Origin of the sequence: Sporosarcina ureae DSM 2281 (assembly GCF_000425545.1) — a bacterium.
GTDB classification, from domain to species: domain Bacteria; phylum Bacillota; class Bacilli; order Bacillales_A; family Planococcaceae; genus Sporosarcina; species Sporosarcina ureae.
Window position 1 is genome coordinate 204,257 of the sequence record NZ_AUDQ01000003.1, and the last position, 20,523, is coordinate 224,779.

Annotated in this window: 23 protein-coding genes and 1 pseudogene; all 24 read right to left on the reverse strand. The window is 39.8% G+C overall.

What is annotated here, in order from left to right; genetic code table 11:
- Window positions 1–3: 3 nt before the first annotated feature.
- The 24 genes and pseudogenes from dxr to H605_RS0104940 all read right to left on the reverse strand — a co-directional run bounded on the left by dxr (window position 4) and on the right by H605_RS0104940 (window position 20,521).
- Window positions 4–1,158: a 1-deoxy-D-xylulose-5-phosphate reductoisomerase gene (dxr, locus tag H605_RS0104825; RefSeq protein WP_029053175.1), complete on the reverse strand. Its 1,155-nt coding sequence runs from the start codon at window positions 1,156–1,158 to the stop codon at window positions 4–6.
- A 19-nt stretch (window positions 1,159–1,177) separates the two neighbouring features.
- Window positions 1,178–1,972 (reverse strand): phosphatidate cytidylyltransferase, encoded by a 795-nt coding sequence (locus H605_RS0104830; RefSeq protein WP_029053176.1) that lies wholly within the window; start codon window positions 1,970–1,972, stop codon window positions 1,178–1,180.
- Window positions 1,969–2,760, reverse strand: coding sequence for an isoprenyl transferase (locus H605_RS0104835; RefSeq protein WP_029053177.1), 792 nt, complete (start codon window positions 2,758–2,760; stop codon window positions 1,969–1,971). Before H605_RS0104835 ends, H605_RS0104830 begins: the two co-directional genes overlap by 4 nt.
- Before the next feature lie 132 nt (window positions 2,761–2,892).
- Window positions 2,893–3,450: a ribosome recycling factor gene (frr, locus tag H605_RS0104840; RefSeq protein ID WP_029053178.1), complete on the reverse strand. Its 558-nt coding sequence runs from the start codon at window positions 3,448–3,450 to the stop codon at window positions 2,893–2,895.
- On the reverse strand, window positions 3,447–4,175 hold the full coding sequence (gene pyrH, locus H605_RS0104845) for a UMP kinase (RefSeq protein WP_029053179.1): 729 nt from the start codon (window positions 4,173–4,175) through the stop codon (window positions 3,447–3,449). The genes frr and pyrH overlap by 4 nt, the downstream gene beginning before the upstream one ends.
- Before the next feature lie 79 nt (window positions 4,176–4,254).
- Entirely contained in the window at window positions 4,255–5,142 is an 888-nt protein-coding gene (tsf, locus tag H605_RS0104850; protein ID WP_029053180.1) for a translation elongation factor Ts, read from the reverse strand.
- Between the two features lie 98 nt (window positions 5,143–5,240).
- Window positions 5,241–5,978: a 30S ribosomal protein S2 gene (gene rpsB / locus H605_RS0104855; RefSeq protein WP_029053181.1), complete on the reverse strand. Its 738-nt coding sequence runs from the start codon at window positions 5,976–5,978 to the stop codon at window positions 5,241–5,243.
- 154 nt (window positions 5,979–6,132) lie between these two features.
- A complete protein-coding gene (locus tag H605_RS0104860) occupies window positions 6,133–6,645 on the reverse strand; it encodes a helix-turn-helix domain-containing protein (protein ID WP_029053182.1) in 513 nt (170 codons plus the stop codon).
- A gap of 4 nt (window positions 6,646–6,649) precedes the next feature.
- Window positions 6,650–6,946 (reverse strand): hypothetical protein, encoded by a 297-nt coding sequence (locus H605_RS0104865; protein WP_029053183.1) that lies wholly within the window; start codon window positions 6,944–6,946, stop codon window positions 6,650–6,652.
- Window positions 6,943–7,719, reverse strand: coding sequence for a FliA/WhiG family RNA polymerase sigma factor (locus tag H605_RS0104870; RefSeq protein ID WP_029053184.1), 777 nt, complete (start codon window positions 7,717–7,719; stop codon window positions 6,943–6,945). The genes H605_RS0104865 and H605_RS0104870 overlap by 4 nt, the downstream gene beginning before the upstream one ends.
- A gap of 116 nt (window positions 7,720–7,835) precedes the next feature.
- Window positions 7,836–8,330, reverse strand: a complete 495-nt coding sequence (locus H605_RS0104875) for a chemotaxis protein CheD (RefSeq protein WP_029053185.1) — start codon at window positions 8,328–8,330, stop codon at window positions 7,836–7,838.
- A complete protein-coding gene (locus H605_RS0104880) occupies window positions 8,331–8,963 on the reverse strand; it encodes a chemotaxis protein CheC (RefSeq protein ID WP_029053186.1) in 633 nt (210 codons plus the stop codon).
- A complete protein-coding gene (locus tag H605_RS0104885) occupies window positions 8,953–9,420 on the reverse strand; it encodes a chemotaxis protein CheW (RefSeq protein WP_029053187.1) in 468 nt (155 codons plus the stop codon). The genes H605_RS0104880 and H605_RS0104885 overlap by 11 nt, the downstream gene beginning before the upstream one ends.
- Before the next feature lie 13 nt (window positions 9,421–9,433).
- Window positions 9,434–11,503, reverse strand: coding sequence for a chemotaxis protein CheA (locus H605_RS0104890; RefSeq protein ID WP_029053188.1), 2,070 nt, complete (start codon window positions 11,501–11,503; stop codon window positions 9,434–9,436).
- Window positions 11,504–11,518: 15 nt separating this feature from the next.
- Window positions 11,519–12,597: pseudogene (locus H605_RS17400) on the reverse strand (protein-glutamate methylesterase/protein-glutamine glutaminase).
- A gap of 52 nt (window positions 12,598–12,649) precedes the next feature.
- Window positions 12,650–13,516, reverse strand: a complete 867-nt coding sequence (locus H605_RS0104900; protein ID WP_029053189.1) for a MinD/ParA family protein — start codon at window positions 13,514–13,516, stop codon at window positions 12,650–12,652.
- The gene (gene flhF, locus H605_RS0104905; RefSeq protein WP_029053190.1) at window positions 13,509–14,621 is read right to left on the reverse strand and encodes a flagellar biosynthesis GTPase FlhF; all 1,113 of its coding nucleotides are present in this window, start codon (window positions 14,619–14,621) and stop codon (window positions 13,509–13,511) included. The genes H605_RS0104900 and flhF overlap by 8 nt, the downstream gene beginning before the upstream one ends.
- Window positions 14,621–16,651 (reverse strand): flagellar biosynthesis protein FlhA, encoded by a 2,031-nt coding sequence (flhA, locus tag H605_RS0104910; RefSeq protein ID WP_029053191.1) that lies wholly within the window; start codon window positions 16,649–16,651, stop codon window positions 14,621–14,623. Before flhA ends, flhF begins: the two co-directional genes overlap by 1 nt.
- Window positions 16,652–16,675: 24 nt before the next feature.
- Window positions 16,676–17,767, reverse strand: coding sequence for a flagellar biosynthesis protein FlhB (gene flhB, locus H605_RS0104915; RefSeq protein ID WP_029053192.1), 1,092 nt, complete (start codon window positions 17,765–17,767; stop codon window positions 16,676–16,678).
- Window positions 17,760–18,536, reverse strand: a complete 777-nt coding sequence (gene fliR / locus H605_RS0104920) for a flagellar biosynthetic protein FliR (protein ID WP_029053193.1) — start codon at window positions 18,534–18,536, stop codon at window positions 17,760–17,762. The genes flhB and fliR overlap by 8 nt, the downstream gene beginning before the upstream one ends.
- A 4-nt stretch (window positions 18,537–18,540) precedes the next feature.
- A complete protein-coding gene (gene fliQ, locus H605_RS0104925; protein WP_029053194.1) occupies window positions 18,541–18,810 on the reverse strand; it encodes a flagellar biosynthesis protein FliQ in 270 nt (89 codons plus the stop codon).
- A 12-nt stretch (window positions 18,811–18,822) separates the two neighbouring features.
- A complete protein-coding gene (gene fliP / locus H605_RS0104930; protein WP_029053195.1) occupies window positions 18,823–19,488 on the reverse strand; it encodes a flagellar type III secretion system pore protein FliP in 666 nt (221 codons plus the stop codon).
- The gene (locus H605_RS0104935) at window positions 19,481–20,149 is read right to left on the reverse strand and encodes a flagellar biosynthetic protein FliO (protein WP_029053196.1); all 669 of its coding nucleotides are present in this window, start codon (window positions 20,147–20,149) and stop codon (window positions 19,481–19,483) included. Before H605_RS0104935 ends, fliP begins: the two co-directional genes overlap by 8 nt.
- Window positions 20,150–20,158: 9 nt before the next feature.
- The gene (locus tag H605_RS0104940) at window positions 20,159–20,521 is read right to left on the reverse strand and encodes a response regulator (protein WP_029053197.1); all 363 of its coding nucleotides are present in this window, start codon (window positions 20,519–20,521) and stop codon (window positions 20,159–20,161) included.
- Between the last annotated feature and the right edge of the window lie 2 nt (window positions 20,522–20,523).

Sequence of the window (20,523 nt, forward strand, 5' to 3'; positions counted from 1 at the left end):
AAATTAATCTTTATACTTAACTATACCATAGACTCTTTTTCGCGTATCGCGATCTGTCTCCAAAATTTCTTCCAAATTAGGATTTTGAATAGTTTGATGTTGCTGCATCATCTGTTCAATAATTTCTTCGATTTGCATGAAGGAAATATGACCTTCCATGAACAGTTGAACCGCCACTTCATTGGCCGCATTCATCGCTGTAGGCATAGTGCCCCCTTCCCTACCTGCATCATATGCAAGTGACAAGGCTTTAAATCGTTCATAATCCATTTTTTCAAAATGTAATTTGCCGATTTCATCAAGACGAAGACGTTTAGCATCAGCCATTGGAATACGATCCGGATATGTTAGTGCGTATTGAATCGGAACACGCATATCAGGTGAACCTAGTTGTGCCATGACGCTTGTATCTTCAAATTCCACCATCGAGTGGATAATACTTTCTTTATGTAGTAGACATTCTATCTGATCATATGGCATCGCAAATAAATGATGTGCTTCTATCACTTCTAACCCTTTGTTCATCATCGTTGCCGAATCAATAGTTAATTTATTACCCATCGACCAGTTGGGATGGGCGAGTGCTTGTACCACTGTAACGTTCTGAAGTTGATCTCGCGTATAGTCCCTAAAACTCCCACCGGATGCTGTTAATATCAAGTTTGTGATACGTTTCTGATTCTCACCATTTAATGACTGGAATAATGCAGAGTGTTCACTGTCTACTGGAACAAGCGGAACGTTATAACGTTGTGCCGCTTCCATGACTAAATTCCCTGCAGCTACCAGCGTTTCTTTATTAGCAATAGCAATCGTCATGCCGGCTTTAATCGCAGCGAGTGTCGGTCTCAGTCCTACACTGCCGATGACCGAGTTCAGCAAAATGTCTGCTTCCATTCCAACCGCCGCTTCAATAAGTCCTTCGTCGCCATGAACAAATTGAACTTCAGGAAACTCATTTTGTAAGCGGACAGCGTCAGCTTCTTTCAAAACAGAAACTAATTTCGGATGAAATCTTGTAATGATTTCACTTACTTTTTGAATGTTTCTTCCTGCCGACATTGCCGTTAACTCAAAGCGATCAGGATGAGCCGCAATAATGCTTAATGTCTGAGTACCTATAGAACCCGTAGCACCAAGCAAATTGATTTTCTTCATATTATGAACTTCCTTTCCATTATCCTATGAATTGAACAAAATGAAGCAATGGGAGTACAAATAGTAAGCTGTCAAATCGGTCCATAATACCACCATGACCAGGCAACAACTTTCCTGAATCTTTTACGTTATAGAAACGTTTCAGTGCAGATTCAACTAAGTCTCCCATTTGACCTACAATGGATGCCACTATAGTTATGATAATGAATGACACGTATGACGTAGCGATAGGGTAAAACATATTAAAAATTAGCGTAATCACGATCGCAGAGATTATCCCCCCAATAAATCCTTCAATCGTTTTATTAGGTGAGATATCCGGCCAGAGTTTTCGTTTACCAATTTTACGTCCGACAAAATACGCACCCGAATCTGTTGACCAGATGATAAGTAACGCATAGCCTATGTACTCTAAACCAAATAAACGAGTTTCAATTAAATAATAGAATCCAATACCAACATACAAGGCACTAATTGCACTGAAAGCAATATCTTCGAATGTCCATTTATTTTTCATTACTACAGTATAAACCAATAACAATAATATCAATACATAGATCATTTCAAGTTTCTCTAATCTCATAGCGCTTTCTACCTGTTCTGTCCATCTAGATGGAAGTAAAATGACGAGTAGTAGTAACCAAGAGATAAATCCACCGACAGAAAAAATGGACATATTACGCATGCGTAGTAGTTCGTATAAGCCAATCGTAGATATTGCAAAAATCATCATAATAAATGGCAATCCACCGACGATAATTAACGGCACAAAAAATGCAAGAGCTACAATTGCGGTGATGATTCTTTGCTTCATCTTTTCTGATCTCCTTCCAAGCTTCCAAAGCGTCGATCCCTTTTTTGGAAAACTTCAATTGCCTGTAAAAAGCAGTCTTCATCGTAATCTGGCCATAATACATCCGTGAAAATGAATTCTGCATAGGCTAGTTGCCATAGCATAAAATTAGACAGACGCACTTCGCCGCTTGTGCGAATCAGTAAGTCGGGGTCTGGTAAGTGCGCGGTCATTAGTTTGGAACCAATGGAACTTTCATTCACTTCATCCACTTTTAATGTTCCAGCAGCCACTTCTTCTGCCAATTCTTTCATTGCATGAACTAGTTCCACTCTACTTCCATAATTCATCGCAAAATTCAAAACTAAACCTTTGTTATCTTTAGTTTGCTCTATTGCTTTCATAATCGCATTCTTTGTATGACTCGGAAGTGCATCCATATCTCCTATCATCTCTACTTTGATACCTTTTTCCATTAGCTCAGGTAAATACGTATTGAGGAACTCGCCCGGAAGATTCATCAAAAAGTCAATTTCTATCCTAGGCCTCTTCCAGTTTTCAGTAGAAAACGCGTAAAGAGTGAGTGCTTTCACACCCATAGCGTTTGCAAAATTGGTGATCTGACGAACAGTCTTCATTCCTTCGTGATGACCAGCAATTCGTGGCATTTTACGTTGCTTCGCCCATCTTCCGTTTCCATCCATGATAATCGCCACATGGTTAGGAATTTGTCTATTTTTAACAGCTTCCATCCGTTCGTCTAACAACTGAATGTCTGCCGTTTTTTTTCGCATTAGTTTTTTAAGCATAGCGTTCCCCCACTTGGCTCTATTCGGATACTCCTACTGACTATCCTACCAAATTGCATGGTAAATAGCATGCAAAAGAAAGAAAAGAGCGTCCTAAAAGTAGGACGCTCCTCCTTATAGAAAGTTCTGTACTCAGATTTCCAAGATTTCGTTTTCTTTATCTTTTGCTGTTTGATCGATCTTTTCGATAAACTCATCCGTCAGCTTTTGTACTTGTTCGTTATAACGGCGTAACTCATCTTCAGTAATTTCTGCATCTTTTTCAAGTTTCTTCAAGTCTTCATTGCTGTCGCGGCGGACATTTCTTATCGCTACTTTTGCATCTTCCGCTTCACGTTTTACATCTTTCACCAATTCTTTACGGCGTTCTTCTGTAAGTGCAGGTACAGCAAGACGAATAACTGATCCATCGCTAGAAGGCGTAATACCGATATCTGATTTCATGATAGCCTTTTCGATTTCACTGATTGTAGTCTTATCATATGGTTGAACGACTAACAAACGTGGCTCAGGCACCGAGATTCCAGCCATTTGATTTAGTGGCGTAGGAGCTCCGTAATATATAACGGAAATTCTGTCTAATAAGCTCGCGTTAGCTCTTCCAGCACGGATAGATGCCAATTGTCTTGAATAGGCGCTATGTGCTTTATCCATACGTTCTTTCGTCTGATTCATCACTTCTTTTGTCATTGCTTATTCCTCCTGACGACCGTCCCGATTTCATCACCAAGTACGGCTTTTTTAATATTACCATTATCCATAATTGAGAATACTACGAGTGGGATATCATTGTCCATACATAGAGTCGAAGCAGTCGAATCCATTACTTCAAGCCCTTGACTTATCACTTCAAGATAGGACAGTTCTAAGTATTTTGTAGCTGTTGAATCTTTCATCGGATCGGCCGAATACACACCGTCTACGTTGTTCTTCGCCATTAAAATGACATCCGCTTCGATTTCAGCAGCACGTAAAGCGGCTGTTGTATCTGTAGAAAAATAAGGGTTACCAGTTCCTGCTGCAAATATTACGACACGCTTTTTTTCTAGATGACGAATTGCTTTCCGGCGTATGTAAGGTTCAGCAACTTGTCTCATGTCAATAGAAGACATAACTCGAGTTTCTGTTCCTAGTTTTTCAAGAGCATCTTGAAGAGCAAGAGAGTTCATAACCGTTGCAAGCATTCCCATGTAGTCAGCTGTTGTACGGTCCATTCCCATTTCACTTCCGACTTTCCCTCGCCAAATGTTACCGCCACCTACTACTACTGCTACTTCTACACCAAGCTCTACTAACTCTTCCACTTGGCTTGCAACCGATTTAACAACCTCCGGAGACAATCCGTAGCCTTGTTCTCCAGCTAATGCTTCTCCACTCAATTTTAACACGATGCGTTTATATATTGGAATACTCATGTTGGCCCTCCTGCAATTTCCTATTCTCAAAAAAGAGGAACACATGATGGATGTGCCCCTCTGTACGATTGGATTATACTTAGTTACCTTTTACTTGGCTCATTACTTCGTCAGCAAAGTTATCTTCACGCTTTTCAATACCTTCGCCTACTTCATAACGAATGAACTCTACTAATGTTCCGCCAGTTGTCTTCACGAAATCGCGAACCTTTTGATCAGAATTCTTAACGAAAGCTTGATCTAAGACACAGATTTCCTCGAAGTATTTACCTAGGCGTCCTTCTACCATTTTCGCTACGATGTTTTCTGGCTTGCCTTCATTCAAAGCTTGCTCAGTCAAAATGTTACGCTCTTTTTCCACTTCGTCAGCAGATACTTCGTCGCGTGAAATGTATTTCGGGTTCATTGCTGCGATATGCATTGCTACATCTTTCGCTGCATCAGAATCTGTTGAACCTTCAAGAACAGTCAACACTGCAATTCGCCCACCCATGTGTAGGTATGGACCGAAAGCATCTTGATCTGTCTTCTCACGGATTTCAAAACGACGAAGAGTAATTTTCTCTCCGATTTTAGCTACTGCGTTTGAAATATGTTCAGACACAGTTAAACCATTTTCTAATTTCGCTACGTTAGCTTCTTCTACTGAAGCAGGTTTTGTAGCAAGTAAGAACTCAGAAATTTCCTTAACAAGTGTTTGGAAGCCTTCGTTTTTCGCTACGAAGTCTGTCTCAGCATTCACTTCAAGAATAACTGCTTCGTTACCTTGAATTAAAATATTTGCGACACCTTCAGCTGCAATACGATCCGCTTTCTTCGCTGCACTTGAAAGACCTTTCTCACGCATATATTCCATTGCTGCGTCCATATCTCCATCTACTTTAGTCAATGCTTTTTTGCAGTCCATCATACCTGCGCCTGTTTTTTCACGAAGTTCTTTAACCATTTGGGCTGTAATTGTTGCCATTTGACAATTCCTCCTATTAAATATCATTTAAAGTTGCTTATTGCTTTAAAAAGAGACGATAAGGGGTACGCCACTTATCGTCTCATCATTTACTCATTTCAGTCTGCAGTAACAGTTGCTGTTTCGTTTACTGTTTCAGCTACTTCGTCGTCTTCACCTTGACGGGATTCAATCAAAGCATCTGCCATTTTGCTTGTAAGTAAACGTACTGCGCGGATTGCATCGTCGTTCGCAGGAATGACATAATCGATTTCGTCCGGATCACAGTTAGTATCAACGATTCCAACGAGTGGAATATTCAATTTGATTGCTTCAGCTACCGCGATACGCTCTTTACGTGGATCCACGATAAAGATTACATCTGGCAAGCCTTTCATGTCACGGATACCGCCTAGGAATTTCACAAGACGTTCGTGTTCTTTATTTAATTGAGAAACTTCTTTTTTAGGAAGTACGTCAAACGTGCCATCCTCTTCCATTTTCTCAATAGCTTTCATACGTGCTACACGCTTTTGAATAGTACCGAAGTTAGTCAATGTTCCACCCAACCAACGTTGGTTAATGTAGTACATTCCAGCACGCTCTGCTTCTTCTTTGATAGCTTCTTGTGCTTGTTTCTTCGTACCTACGAAAAGAACTTTACCACCATCAGCACCGACTTGGCGCATGAAGTTGTAAGCTTCCTCCAATTTTTTGACCGTTTTTTGAAGGTCGATGATGTAGATGCCGTTACGCTCCACGAAGATATATTTCTTCATTTTTGGGTTCCAACGACGTGTTTGGTGTCCGAAATGTACACCAGCTTCTAGCAATTGTTTCATTGAGATTACTGACATGTTTAATTCCTCCTATTGGTTTTTTTATCCTCCGCGTACTTCCAGCGAATAAGTGACCATAATGGCACCCACTCATTCATCCGCACGCGTGTGTAGTAATACCATCTATTAAATTAACACAATCCTACGTTGTTTGCAACTACTGTGTTTAATTTCACTCAAACTTTAACAACAATTCGATTTCTGTCTTACCTTTTTTCAACTCTCTTGCAATATCCACTATTGATGTACCTTCCGCATAAAGCTGTTTCGCTTTCTGTCTATCGTCAAGTGGTTTAGGTTGAATTACTGGTTTCGTTTCTATTTCATTCTTTTCGATTTCAAGCGTCTTCTGATAAGAACGTAAAGCAAATTGTACAGGAACCGGATGTGGCTTCGGTTGTGGATCAGGCACTTCAAAACCTTCTGATACTGACTGCTCTTTTGGCGCTAAGTTTGAAGTGTGTTTCATTTGATATTCCGTTCGTTGATTCAGTTCATGAATCAAACGATCGTTTTCTTCTTTGATTTCTCCTAAGTAAGCTAATACGGATTGATCCATTTCTTTCATAAGCTGTTGTTGCTTTTTCTCCAGATTATTGAATTTCAATATTTTTAAGTACAGCAATGTCATGACCATAAATCCAATGATTTGTAAGATGAATAAGAGAGCTAGTAAAATCCCCATGATATTACCCACTATAATCAACAAACGAACCTTTAAACGGATGCTTGGCTTGCTGCTGTTCTTTCTCTATTTTTTCTAGATGTCGTTGAGACTCATCGTCAGGTTGCCGATCATCTCCATCCAACTTTGCATATGGATCAGATTTCATAACCGTTTCTCGACTTTTTAGCGTTTGCTTTTCTGTTTGCATATTGGCAACGTCCTGAGCAAGTTGAGACTGTTGCTGCTTTTGCTCCGCTATTTTACCTGCCTCAAATGTTTTAGGGATAGCAATTTGAAGTTCGATAGCTTTCAAACTCATAAAATCCCTCCATCCGTAATTTCATCCGCTAGTAGCGACCGTAACTTAAATAATGCTTTTGAATGTATTTGTGAGATCCTAGACGTAGAGAGACTTAATATTTCTCCGATTTCCGTCAGCGTCATGTCTTCTTGATAAAACAAACTAAGTACCAATTGTTCATTTTCATTTAGCTCTTTGATTTTCATTATCAATTCTTCAATCAATTCACCTTTAACGGCTTGTTGTTCTGGTGTTTTCGTTTGTTCGTCCTGCAATACAAAAGTCTGGTCTTGGTCATCGTCATCATTCATTTTTTCATCAATGGACAGTACATTGGCAAAATACTGCTCATGCACAGTTTGATAGACTTGATCAGTTGTAATACCTAAATGATCTGCTACTTCTTCAGGAGTCACCGTTCGCAAGTAGGTTTGTTCGAGCTTACTAATTTCATCATCCATTTTTTTAGTTTTTTCTCTCGAAGAGCGTGATAACCAATCTTCTTTTCGCAAACCGTCTATAATTGTACCTCGAATCCGAAATGATGCATATGTGTCAAATTTCAAGTCACGCGATGGGTCAAATTTTGTTAATGCATCGAAAAGCCCTTGGTAGCCAAGAGATTTGATTTCATCACGCGATACGTTTTTCGGCAGTCCAGCACTGATTCGTTGAACATGATAATTCACAAGCGGTGTATACATTCGAACTAACGTATCACCTGCATCAGGATCACGGTTTTCAATCCATAACTTCCACTGATGCCGTTCAGTTACATCTTGATTTGTCATCGAATTCACGCCTTTCCCGTCAGGTTCCTTCTACCGATTTTATCTCTTTATGTATAAGTATAACAAATTACAATAGATAAAGGCGACTAATGCATTAGCCGCCATCGTTCATACTGTTAAATTTCCTGCGTTCCAGCATTGACGGTGCGAATATACAGGGTACTCGTATCTGGATCGAATTCAATTGTACGACCACTCGATCCACCAGTATCTTCTGCAACAATTGGGATCGAATATCTTTTTAATTCTTTTTTTACCGCTTCTACATTACGCGGACCGATACGGATTGTATCATTTGAACCGAACTGAAACATTTGCGCACCGCCAGCAATTTTCGCTTTAATACTGAAAGGTCTAACTCCTTCTGATTTTAATAACTCCAACATAGCGTGGATGCCCGTATCTGCGAATTTCGCCACGTTCAGTTTTGTCGATTTACCCAACTCACTGTCAGGTAACATGACATGAACCATGCCTGCTATTTTCTTCGAAGAATCATACAGTACTACACCAACACACGATCCCAGTCCTGATGTGCGAATCGTTTGAGGAGATTTTGCAATGTTCATATCTGCAATCCCTACACGCACTACTGTTTGAACGCTTGCCATCTATAAGACACCCAACGAACTGAATATCGTGCGATAAGACGGCGGATCGGGTAACAAAAAGAAGTGGCCAGCTAAGCTCGAAACACCTTGTTTCCCTGCTTGTAAAATTTCCGTCTCAATGACGATGACTTCATCACTGTATTGAGATACTTCGATCAGGCCAAAGCTCACAATAGCACCCACCATATCTATACTTAATGAAGGTACGGTTGGATAGATGTTTAATGAAGTAAAATCAGAAAGCGCGGATAGGTAAGAACCTGACAGGATGTTTCCCAACTCTTGTAACGCAGAAGCTCCCATACCCAAATCCTCTACATCGGTAAATGTAAACGCTACGTCCCCTGTCAATTTGCGAATAAATTGTGTAGCCGATTCAATAGTCAGTACGAAAAACATCGTGCCGGTCAAATCTCCATCGATACGGAGAAAAATACCCGCCACTACTTTTTCCGTACCACCGGCTAAATCAAACATTTCATCAAATGTAACCAGTTCAACTTTAGGTACACGCATGTCAATTTTCTGACCTAGCAACTGAGATAGTGACGTTGCAGCGTGTGCTGCTCCAATATTCCCAATTTCCTTTAAGACATCCAGGTGCATTTCGGTGATGTCGTTTTTAGAATTCATCCGCATTCCCCTTCTTGATCGGTTGTAGGACTTTTTCCAAATTCAGCATGACCAACAAACGCTTCCCTACTTTCGCCACGCCTGAAATGAATTCGGACTCCACAGATCCCACTACTTCCGGTTGAGGGCCTATTGCACTTATCGGAACATCCATCACGTCATTCGCATCATCTACAATTAACCCGACTTCTGAACCCGCATGCGAAACGATAATAATGCAACTCGTCTCATCAAACTCTTTATATTCCATATCAAACCGTTCACGTAAGTCCACTACTGGCGTCACTACCCCACGTAAATTTAACACTCCTTTGACATAAGAAGGCATACGGGGAACACGTGTAATCGATAGTGACTTCTCAATGGATTCTACTACGTCAAGGCCAATTGCATATTCTTTATTCATCAATTGGAAGACGATCACTTTCATGTCGCTTACTTCTGTTGCTTTTGTCATGTCTCCACCTCGATTATTTAATCAATGCATTACAGTCAATTATTAATGCTACTTGACCATTTCCTAAAATCGTAGCACCAGATATCGCAAAGACACTCTGTAAATATTCGCCGAGTGATTTCAGTACAATTTCCTGTTGGCCAATAAATGAATCTACGACTAACCCAGCTAAACTTTCACCCTTACGAACAATTACAATCGATTGGAACTCATCTTCATCATTACTTCTATTCTTCATTTCAAATATATCTTTTAAGTCCACCAACGGCACAATTGTTCCACGGAAATCGATTACTGGCTGATTGTGGGCATTTAAGATATCTGCCTTTTGAATAATGGCAGTTTCAATTATGGACGACAAAGGGATAGCATAAATTTCTTTATCCAACTCTACTAACATTACCGAAATAATAGATAGAGTCAGAGGTAACTGCACCTGGAATAACGAACCTTTTCCTTCAGTGGAATCAATAGAAATATGTCCGCCAAGAGATTCGATTGTGTTTTTCACTACATCTAGACCGACACCTCGACCTGATACATCCGTAATGGAAGCCGCAGTTGAAAACCCTGAAGCTAATATCAATTCGGCTACTTGTTTATTCGTCAATGAATCGGCAGCTTCCGGACTAACAATACCCCGTTCAATTGCTTTACCTACCACGCGTTCACGGTTTACACCCGCTCCATCATCTTCGAGCTCGATAAATACATGGTTACCCGAATGATAGGCACGTAATGTTACAGTTCCAATTTCTGGCTTGCCATTCGCAATCCGTTCTTCTGGCATTTCGATGCCGTGATCCAGAGCATTCCGAATCAAATGAACGAGTGGATCTCCAATTTCATCAATTACGGTACGATCCAACTCTGTCTCAGCTCCGATAATTTCCAAATCGATTTTCTTATTGAGGTCACGTGCTAATTGCCGAACCATTTTTGGAAATCTATTGAAGACTGTTTCGACAGGTACCATTCGCATATTTAAAATAATGTTTTGTAAGTCACCTGATACCCGTGTCATTCTTTCTACGGATTCATTCAATTCAGGGTTATGCAATTCACTGGCAATCGACTGAAGGCGACCACGGTCAATGACAAGCTCTTCAAATAAGTTCATCAAAATATCGAGTCGATCAATATTTACCCGGATGGTTTTATTGGAATTGGAAGATGTCACCTTTTTAGTTTTAATAGTTTCCTTAGGTGCTTCTTTAGTTGTTATAGCTTTAGCAACAGGCATACTGGTTGTATCTATAACTTCCAGTTCAGCTTCACTATTATTCAATGGGGCTTGCTTATATTTCTGCACATACTCATCTGTGATGTGTGTAATATGTACATCTTCTATTTCAGAAACTTTCAGTACTTTTGCCTTTAAATCTTCGGCGTCTTCTTGAGTCAATAACACAATCGTAAACTTCTGATCGAAATCCTCATTTTCTAATTGTTCTACTGTAGGAATCGTTTTGATAACTTCGCCTGACTTTTCCAAGATTTCAAATGTCATGAATACCCGAGCTACTTTCAACAAGCAATCATCACGTAGTGTAACTGTGATCTCTAATGCATTAAAGCCTTGCTCAGCAGATTGAGAAATAACCGTCAACTCAAACTCATCATAATGAATGCCTGTCGAAGTTACGACTTCAATTAAAGCTTCCTCAGTTGTTGCTGCAGGTTCAGTTGCTAAATCAAGTGGTTGTCCAGCTTCAATCCGATTAAGAGTGTCCACTAACTTACTGACATCTTTTTTTCCGTCACCACCTGATTCGATGTCTTGTACCATTAGTTCGAGATCATCGACTGCTTCAAATACCACATCTAAAATTTCTGTTGTAACACTGATCTTCGAGTTTCGAATTGCATCTAGGACATTCTCCATTTTATGTGTTAAATTTGCAATGTCCTCATATCCCATTGTCGCTGACATTCCTTTAAGCGTATGTGCCGCTCTAAAAACTTCATTGACAATTGCCAGATCATCTGGATTATTCTCTAGTGCCAGCAACTGTTCGCTACAAGCTTGCAAGTGTTCTTTACTCTCTTCGATGAACATGTCCAAATACTGACTTACATCCATTGTAAAGCCCCCTAGTTACTTCAAATTTCCAATTATTGCTTTGGCGATCTGTTGTACATCTTTAATTTCGTCGCAAAGACCAGCATCAATTATCGCTTTGGGCATTCCATATACAACGGACGTGTTTTTGGATTCCGCTATAGTAATCGTCTTACATGAAGCACGTAATAATTCCATACCTTCTTTGCCGTCATATCCCATGCCTGTCATGATCGCCGTAATATATTCTAGTTCTTTATGTGTTGATGCTGATTCTAATAACACGTTTACTGCAGGGCGATGTCCAGAACGCGGCGCTTCGTCCCCGTCCAAAACAACTTGATAACCCTTTCCAAATTTTTCAAACTTCAAATGCAAGCCGCCTGGCGCGATATAAGCTGTCCCATTTTCGATCGGTTCTCCGTGTTCAGCTTCTTTAACTGTAATCTCACTCAGACCATTCAGTCGTTCGGCCAAAGATTTAGTAAATCCAGGTGGCATATGCTGGACAATTAGAATTGGATATGGAAATTCTGCTGGAAACCTTGTAATAACTTCTTGCAAGGCCCTTGGTCCACCTGTCGATGTGCCTATTATAACAAACTTCTTAGCAATAAGTGTCTTTTTTTAGGTATGTTTACTGTTTTCACAGGAATTATTGGAGCTTTTCTGCTTTCTTTCTCTATGTTTTGTCTACCTGTCGTTGCTGTATGACGCTTTTGTATTGGTGTTATTTGTCGCGTCAATGTTTGAATGACTACATTTGATGCCGCAAATACTTTCTCCACAATTTCTTTTTCGATCTCATGAAGATTTAATGAAATAGCACCACCAGGTTTTGCTATCACGTCGACAGCTCCGTATTCTATCGCCAGAACTGCATTTTCTGTATTATGTTTTGTCGTACTTGATAATATCACTACAGGGATCGGCATTTGATCCATAATGAACTTTAGAGCTTCCAGTCCATTCATTACAGGCATTTCAATGTCCATCGTAATGACATCGGGCTGAAGATCACGTACTTTTTCCACTGCGTCTTTGCCATTTCTAGCAATGCCGATCACTTCCATCATAGGGTGTTTATTCAACATGTCAGAAATTAACTTCCGCATAAAAGCCGAGTCATCTACAACGAGAACTCGTTTTTTCTTTGTGATGATCAAACTACACACGCCCCTTCAGAAAAACACCTTTAATTTTATCTAAGAATCCAGAGGTTTCAATAGAGGTGCACGGTTTGTTGCCGTGAATAAATGTGTCCGCAATCGCTAGCATTCGCTTGCTAACTTTTGCATTAGGATATAATTTGACGAAAGGGACTTGAGCGATTACCGCATTACGCACATGAATGTCGTCCGGTAAAAACCCTAAAACACTAGGATCTACGGATAAAAATTTTCGCATAGCTAGCTGAAGACGCGCAACGGAATCACGTCCATCTTGCTCCTTTAGAACACGGTTACTGACTATTTTAATAGTTTTGCTCGCATCTTGAAGACAGATGAACTTAATCATCGAATATGCATCCGTAATAGAAGTTGGCTCCGGTGTCGCAATTAAAACAATCTCATCCATTGCCAAAATCAAATCAATTGAACTCTTCGTTGCTCCTGCTCCCATATCGAATAATATGACATCATATTCCATCTGCAAAACAGAGAATGCCTCAATTAGTCGTTCAAACATCATGTCCGACCACTCGACCACACTTTCTAGGCCAGATCCACCCGCAATAAATGCAAGATTTTCTTCAATTGGTGTCACGACATTCTGTAATTGTTGCTGATCAGTCAAATAATCTTTTAGATGATACGTTGGTGTAGCGCCAAATAATATATGAATATTACCCATTCCGATATCCATGTCTACAATTAATACTTTTTTGCCTTTCGCAACGAGTGCATATGAGAAATTAGCAGTAAAGTTCGATTTGCCTACCCCGCCTTTACCACTGACAATGGCAATTGCGCGAGCCACTGGTCGTTGACTTTTCATCATTTTTAGTCGCAGTGCTTCCGCCTGATCATGCATTTGAATCACCTGCTAATAGAAGATCCAATATCTTTTCCAAGCTGGCTTCTGCCAAGTCCTCAGGTACTTCTTGTCCATCGGTGAAGTATGCCATCCCTAAATCGTATTTCAGCATCAAATTAATAATCGACCCGACTGAATTGGTTTCATCGGTTTTGGTAAATATGAATTTTTTGATTGGAAACTTATCAAATTGTCCAATGATAGTGTCCATATCCTGTTCCTTTGACGTAGTAGATAACACAAGAAACGTTTCCATATCTAATGAAAAATCAATGAGTTTCGATAAATCATCGACATATTTTGCTTCTTTATAATTTCGTCCTGCTGTATCGATAAATATGAGATCAAGATCTTTTAACTTTTCGATTGCGGTGCAGAAGTCTTGTTCGTTATAAGCAATTTCGACTGGTGCCTGAAGTAAATTGGCGTATGTTCGTAATTGTTCAATTGCCGCAATTCGGTACGTATCGGTCGTAATAAAACCGACTTTCTTTTTTTCTTCCAATAATGCACGTGCGGCGATTTTCGCAATAGTCGTTGTTTTCCCCACACCAGTCGGGCCTAGTACATTAATAAACTTTTTCTCATATGAGATTCCGCCGAAAGGTATGTTGCGAAGACGATCACTGAACCACGTTCTAATTAATTCTATTTGCTGTTCATCAGTAAAATCGATCTTATCTTGCTTCATTCGATTGAACACTAGATTGCCAATATCAGTGATATGTTCGCTTGCCAGACCTTGCATCTGTAACTTCTTCAATATAGGTAGTAGTTCATCAGGATACTTTTCAAATGACTGATCAACTGGTTGTATATCTTTCAGCATTTGCTTAATCTCCCGCATTTCTCGTTGCATACGTTCAACAGACTCCGGTTCTGCAACAGCTTGCACAGAACGGACTTGTGATTCATATGTACGCTCAGCATTCGTTTTATCATAACTTGCAACCACTTCTACTGAACGTTTACGAAAAAGGCCCAAAAAGCCTTTTGTTTTCGTAACGTTTGAACTTAGAATGACGGCGTCGTCTCCAAAATCTTCACGGACTTTCACCATAGCTTCGACCATAGTAGATGCTGTATACTTTTTCATTTTCATTAAATATCCACCACCCCTACACTTTGGACTTCCACTGATGCTTCTAATTCATTATAGGAGAGTATAGGTATCTGTGGGAAATACCGCTCCGTAATTTGACGTAAGTACATACGAATAGCAGGTGAACATAAAATTACAGGTGATTGGTCCAGCATAGCTACCCGTTCTACTTCTTGCGCAATTCGTTCCAAGATTAGTTGCGATTGTGATGGGTCAATAGAAAGGAAGTTCCCCTGTTCAGTCTGTTGGATACTATCAGCAATCAGTTTCTCTACTTTCCCAGAGACTGTTAATACTTTTAACGCCCCGTTACCTACTACAAATTGACTTGTGATCTGACGCGCCAGTGATTGTCGGGCGTATTCTGTCAGTACATCCACATCGGATGTGTACTTTGAATAATCTGCAAGCGTCTCAAAAATGATCGGTAAGTTTCGGACGGAAACTTGTTCGTTCAATAATTTAGCAAGCACTTTTTGTATCTCGCCAATAGATAATGGAGTCGGTGTAAGTTCATCAACCAAAATCGGATATGTTTCGTGTACGTGATCTACTAATTGCTTGGTTTCCTGACGTCCTAGTAAATCGGATGCATTAGCACGAATGACTTCAGTCAAATGTGTAGATACAACACTTGGTGGATCCACGACTGTGTAGCCCATAATTTCTGCATCTTCTTTCGCTTCTTCAGTAATCCATTTCGCCGGCAATCCAAACGAAGGCTCTACAGTATCTATTCCCTCTATTAAATCTTCGCCCCCAGGACTCATAGCTAGATAATGATCTAATAATAATTCTCCCCTAGCCATTTCATTCCCTTTAATTTTGATACGATATTCATTTGGTTGTAATTGGATATTATCCCGGATACGAACAACTGGAATGACGAGTCCAAGTTCTATCGCCAACTGACGACGAATCATAACCACTCGATCCAGCAAATCTCCACCTTGCGTTGCATCTACAAGTGGAATGAGACCATAACCGAATTCAAACTCAATGGGGTCAACATTCAGGAGGTCCACGACATTTTCAGGTCTTTTTAATCCTTCAGTCTCTACATTTTCTTCCATCTCTAATAATTCATCTGGGTCTTCATCTTCTTTACGTGACATCATAAACGCACCCATTGCGAGTGCACCTGCAATCGGAATGGTTAATACATCATTAATTGGCGTGGCTAGACCTAATAATAGAACGGTAATCGATGCTACATAAAGTAATTTAGGCTGTCCTAGTAACTGATTCGTTATGTCCGTACCTAAGTTTCCCTCTGATGCAGCACGTGTAACTACGATACCTGTCGCCGTTGAAATCAACAGGGCTGGTATTTGAGAAACAATTCCATCCCCGACAGTAAGTGTAGAGAACTGAAGTGCTGCTTCCGCAAACGGCAACCCCATCTGCACGACACCAATAATCATACCGACCAATAAGTTGATCATAACGATGATAATCCCGGCAATCGCATCCCCTTTAACGAATTTTGTCGCACCGTCCATAGCACCATAGAAATCGGCTTCATTACTTACTTTTTCACGCCGTGTGCGGGCTTCTATATCGGAAATCATTCCTGCGTTTAAGTCGGCATCAATACTCATTTGCTTACCCGGCATTGCATCAAGCGTAAAACGTGCTGCAACTTCGGAAACACGCTCCGAACCTTTTGTTATTACAATAAACTGAATGATGATCAAAATAACAAAAACTACTAGTCCCACAATAATATTTCCACCGGTAACGAATGTACCAAATGTGTCAACTACTCCACCTGCATTACCTTCCGACAGAATCGCACGTGTTGTAGAAACGTTAAGTCCTAGACGGAATAATGTGAGTAATAATAATAGCGAGGGAAAGATAGAGAATTGTAGTGCTTCCTGCATATTCATAGCAGTTAGTAAAACCATTAACCCAAGTGTGATATTGATAATAATCAAGAAACTTAATAACCAAGGTGGTAACGGGATGACAAGCATCGCAATGATCATAATAACCGCCGCGAGTACTCCTATATCTTTAAACTGCATGCCATCCCTACTTTCTTATATAACTTATATTTTCTTTTGAATTCGATATACATAGGCTAAAATTTCTGCGATTGCTTTAAAGAACTGTTCAGGTATTCGATCTCCAATCTCTACTTCGTCATACATAGCACGTGCTAGAGGTCGATTTTCTACCATGACAATATCGTGCTCAGCGGCAATCATTTTAATTTTTTGTGCGACAAAATCTGCACCTTTTCCAACAACGATTGGTGAATCCATTTGATCTTCATCGTACTTCAACGCAATAGCAAAATGTGTAGGATTGGTGATCACTACATCCGCTTCCGGTATCTCTTGCATCATCCGACGCATCGCCATTTCACGCTGACGCTGTCTAATACGCGATTTGATCAACGGATCACCGTCCATATTCTTACTTTCATCTTTAATATCTTGTTTAGACATTTTAAGATTTTTTTCATAATCAAATTTCTGATAAAGAAAATCCAAAATGGATATGAACAATAACACCAATGAGGCAATAATCCCCATCATTCCGACTAATTTCGCTACAGTCACCAGTGTTACTTGTGGTGTTCTAAAAGCCAAGTCGAGCACTTGTCCCAAATTGCTCCATATAATAAGTGTTGTAACGGTTCCAATAAAAGAAATTTTTAATATGGATTTCAATAACTCTACTATTGCACGAATAGAAAAAATTCGTTTTAACCCTTTGATTGGATCAATTTTCTTTAAATCAAACTTTAACGTCTCTGCAGTGAATAAGAGACCAAATTGTAGCAAGTTGGCTGCGATACTCGCAATAACTGCGATCAACATAATTGGCAATAAAATGATAGCCATTTGTTTAATAACGCTTATGTATACTAACATGACCTGTTCTTGATCCATGGATTTTATTGGAATAAAGTGCGTAAAAGATTCTCGAAAAAAAACAAAGAAATTATCCCGGATAAAACCTGCAGCAAAGAACATAAATATAAAAATTGAAAGGAGTACAATCGCAGCCGTTACGTCTTGACTCTTTAGTACTTGCCCTTTCTTTCTGGAATCTTCTCGTTTTTTCGGAGTAGCTTTTTCTGTCTTCTCACCGGCAAAAAATTGTAAATCTAGCCTTAGTAACAAGTCAGCCACCTCCGAGCAGAATCATTAGACTTCTCATTGTCACAATCATGACTTCAAAAATTTTCTTCATTACGATGATGAAGACACTGGACATCGTCACAATTACCAAGAAACTGACACCAATTTTAATTGGGAACCCAACTACAAAAATATTCAGTTGTGGCACAGCACGTGCCGTTATACCAAGTGCTAAATCGACTAGGAATAATGTGGCTACGACTGGAATCGCCATTTGAAATGCAATTGCAAAGGATTTTGCAAACGTCAAGACAATAAATTCTGCCATGTTTGGACTACCAAAAGGAGGCCACATAGCTGTAATTGGTACAAACTCATAACTGTAAAATATTCCATCTAATAGCAAATGATGTCCATTAACTACTAGTAATAATAACATCGCCAGTGAATTAAGAAATTGTCCAAGCAATGGAGACTGTGCGCCTGTTTGCGGATCAATGACGTTCGCAATGGCAAATCCCATCTGAAAGTCAATCAACCCACCAGCCACTTGAATAGCCGACATAATAATAAAAGCGGCAATGCCGATTGATAAGCCGACTACCGCTTCTTTAAGTACAAGTAATATGTATTGACCATTGATTTCCAGTTCAGGCATTGTAATAGAATAAGACATCATCCAGGCCAATATTGCCCCGAACAGTAACCGTTGTGTAGCTGGAATGGTCTTGTATGAGAATAATGGCAGTGTTACGAAGAAAGAGGTAACACGAGTTAAGATAAGTAAAAATGCAGGTAAGGACGGAATCAGTTCATTCATTTAATCACCCGATATACCTGGAAAGATTAGAAAAAATTTCGCTCGCATAATTGATAACATACGATAACATCCAAGGCCCAAAAAATATGATAGCAACCATAACCGCTACAATTTTCGGTACGAATGCCAAAGTTTGTTCTTGAATTTGTGTAGTTGCCTGAAAAATACTTACGGCAAGCCCTGTCACTAAAGCTACAATTAGGAGAGGTCCTGATGCAAGGAGAATAACCCAAACTGAACGTTCTGCAATGGATATAACAAATTCACTCGTCATTCAAATTCCTCCCTAAAAGCTTTGTAGCAATGACTGGATAATGAGATACCAACCGTCAACTAGTACAAATAACAAAATCTTGAACGGTAAGGAAATCATTACCGGCGGAAGCATCATCATACCCATAGACATGAGCACACTGGCAACAATCATATCGATTACGAGAAATGGAATAAAAATCATAAAGCCCATTTGAAATGCTGTCTTAATTTCACTGAGGGCAAACGCAGGTACCATCATCGTAAGCGGAATATCTTCAATCGTATCTGGTCGCTCCATCTGGTTATAGCGCATGAATAATTCTAAATCTTTCTGCCTTGTATGTTGACTCATAAATTCTTTAAATGGTACGCTTGCCCGCTCGTATGCTTCGTCCAAACTGATTTCTTCATCAAACAATGGTGTTAACGCCTCCTCGTTCACTTGAGATAACACAGGCGACATGATGAAGAATGTTAGAAATAATGCTAATCCAACCAACACTTGGTTGGGAGGCATTTGTTGCGTAGCTAGCGCTGTCCGTACAAATGACAAAACAATAATAATCCTGGCAAACGAAGTCATCAGGATTAAAATTGCAGGTGCAAGTGACAATACCGTAAGTAATAGCAACATCTTAATGGAAGTAGAGACATTGGTGGGATCACTGTCAGAAAATGTGTCCAGAAAATCAACCATCGCGGTCGCTCTCCTTCCGATTTAAACGTTTTAACTGTTCTTTACGATCAGCTTTGATTTCATCCATTTTGGAAGAAAACAATTGACTGAATGTAGCTTGTTCTGAAGCAGAATGCTCTGCCTTTGAGAAAAATCGTGAGTATAGTTGTGAAAATATACCCTTCTGAATATCATTTCCTTGATCATAACGTGCAAGTAACTCAGCAATTTCATCTGGATCTTCTATTTCCCGTAGCAGCTGTACATTTTCTCCAACACCGACCACAAAATAATGATTACCCATTTTCACTAGTTGAATAGATTTATTTTGACCTAACGGAACTCCGCCCATATTCGTCATCAGTCGATTGGAGTCGAAATTTCTATTACGTTTGTTCATGAAACGTAGTAACCACACGAGTAAACCGATTACAAATACAAACGCAAAAATAGTTCGGATATAGTCTTTTACTGTAGGACCTTTAGGCTCGTCCAACTCAGTACTTGGCACTAAATTTTGATTATTATTCTCTGCAACTGGTGCTTTTTCTTCGCAGTTTTTACCTTTTCCAATACAGTCTGATACGCTGACGTCAGGATCTGTTTCTGCATAAGCAAATGGCATGATGGCAAAACATAGAATGAGTAGTAGTACACATTGGATTACTCGTTTTACATTCATAATTTACAGTTAGCTCAACGCTTTGTCGATCGCTTCAATCACACGGTCCGCCTGGAATGGCTTAACGATAAAGTCTTTTGCTCCGGCTTGAATTGCATCGATTACCATTGCTTGTTGTCCCATTGCGGAACACATGATGATAGTTGCAGATGGATGTGTACTTTTAATTGCTTTCAGCGCAGCAATGCCGTCCATTTCAGGCATCGTGATATCCATTGTTACCAAGTCTGGCTTCAGTTCATTATACTTTTCGACGGCTTGAGCACCGTCTGCTGCCTCTCCCACTACTTCATAATCATTCTTTGTTAAAATATCCTTGATCATCATGCGCATAAATGCCGCGTCATCTACTACCAAAATTCGTTTTCCCATTC